This is a genomic window from Pseudoalteromonas sp. S4741 (genome assembly GCF_005886135.1).
GTDB lineage: Bacteria > Pseudomonadota > Gammaproteobacteria > Enterobacterales > Alteromonadaceae > Pseudoalteromonas > Pseudoalteromonas tetraodonis.
In genome coordinates this window covers 1-1,714 of sequence record NZ_PNCN01000225.1, presented here as the reverse complement: position 1 = coordinate 1,714, position 1,714 = coordinate 1, and the positions used below count along the sequence as shown (strand labels likewise).

The following is a 1,714-nucleotide window of genomic DNA, read 5'->3' as shown; positions in this document are numbered from 1 at the left end:
TTCGGGGTTCGGGGTTCGGCAGTAGGATAAAACATAGCACCTAATATAAACATACTTTTATATTGTAAGTGAGAATTTACCTCCCGCATGTTTAGGGTCTAGGTTAAAGGTTTTAAGCCCGTCCCCCATTCCCCGCTGCTCGCAGCCCGCCAGCTGCCAAGCTAAACACATTGCTTGACTTAATCTCTACCTAACACCTATTACCTAACCCCTGCTCTTTAACTTAAACCACCAAATAAAGTCATCAAGGCAATTAACACTAAGTAAAAAAGTACATTTCGCTTAACCAGTTTGATCATACAGGTAGCTTCAAAGGTGCAACCATAGTAGCGCTCTTCAACTTGTTCAGCCGCTAGCGCCGTATAAGTAACCACCTTGCGATTAGGGCTTGAAAAGTCAAACACGTAATGTAGCCAACAGCTAGTCCCTTTATTAAAGTTACCAATCACTAAATAGCCAAAACTGGTAATACGCGCTGGGAGCCAATCAAGCCAAAATAGTAAACGGTGGATAAGTTTAAAATGCTTAGCAATAACTTCATCGCGGTTGTCACTCACTAAGTCGGCAAAGGTACGCACTAGTGCATAAAAAACAGCTCCAGCAACGCCCAATATCACAAACCAAAATATAACCGCGCAATAAAACCTGAAATTAACCCAAGCCAGCGTTTGCCCTAAGGTTTCGCCGCCTTGTTGCTCCTCTGTGCGTTTTTGCCCTAATTGCAAAGCATACAAAGACGCAGCGGTTTGATCCCCTCGGGTCAATGCATTTAAATACGATTTATATAAAGCGCGTTGCTTAGCACAACCAAAACAAACGAGTAACACCGCCACATTAAAAACAAGCTGCCATAGTGCAAAGTCAGACAAAAAATACACACACCCAACAGCAATCACAGGCAGTAATAACCAAATTAAAAACCCTGTTGCTGTGCCAAATAACCCTTTATTGGTCAATAAATTAACAGAGCGAGTTAAGTAGCCATTAGCGTAATAACTCATTTGCCAATGCGCAGAGCGAGCACCTAAACGCTCAAGTATCAGTGCTATTATTATTGAAACCAAAATCATGTTGTTACTCGCTTAATTTAGTTATTCAATTAGGTTAAAAAACTTACGCCAGTTAAAACTCGCTCCAGGGTCGGTTTTTCGCCCAGGGGCTATATCGCAATGCCCAACTATATTACTGGCTGTTATTTTTGGGTAGCGCTGCATAATAGCCTGCGCCAATGTGGCCAAGCTTTGATATTGCGCATCGGTATAGTTAGTTGTATCTGTGCCTTCAAGCTCTATACCTATACTAAAATCATTACAATTTTGTTGCCCAGCAAAGCAGGAGCGCCCCGCATGCCATGCACGTTTTTCAAAAGGCACATACTGTATAACTTCGCCGCAGCGCTTAATAAAACAATGCGCTGACACCTTAAGCCCCTCTAGGTCACTAAAGCTAGGGTGCGCATTACAATCAATACACCCCATAAATAAATCATCAACGTACGGAGTGTTAAACTGCCCTGCAGGCAATGAAATATTATGAATAACCAACAGCGAAATATCGCACTGAGCAGGTCGCTCGTCAAAATGGCTACACGCCCGCTGGCTAATATTATTTATAACGCCTAAAGAATCTATTTTCATACTATTTATTTAAAACTTATGTAGCCCATAACCCGCAGCTCTTAACCCAAACACCATGCTTGGCTTAATCTCTGCCT

General features: G+C 42.2%; 2 protein-coding genes. Both read right to left on the bottom strand.

Annotated features, from left to right (window positions below):
* Window positions 1-218: 218 nt before the first annotated feature.
* Window positions 219-1,070 (bottom strand): beta-lactamase regulator AmpE, encoded by an 852-nt coding sequence (gene ampE, locus CWC30_RS17920; RefSeq protein ID WP_138627767.1) that lies wholly within the window; start codon window positions 1,068-1,070, stop codon window positions 219-221.
* Window positions 1,071-1,091: 21 nt separating this feature from the next.
* Complete coding sequence (ampD, locus tag CWC30_RS17915; RefSeq protein ID WP_138627766.1) at window positions 1,092-1,637, bottom strand: 1,6-anhydro-N-acetylmuramyl-L-alanine amidase AmpD; 546 nt, start codon at window positions 1,635-1,637, stop codon at window positions 1,092-1,094.
* Window positions 1,638-1,714 lie beyond the last annotated feature (77 nt).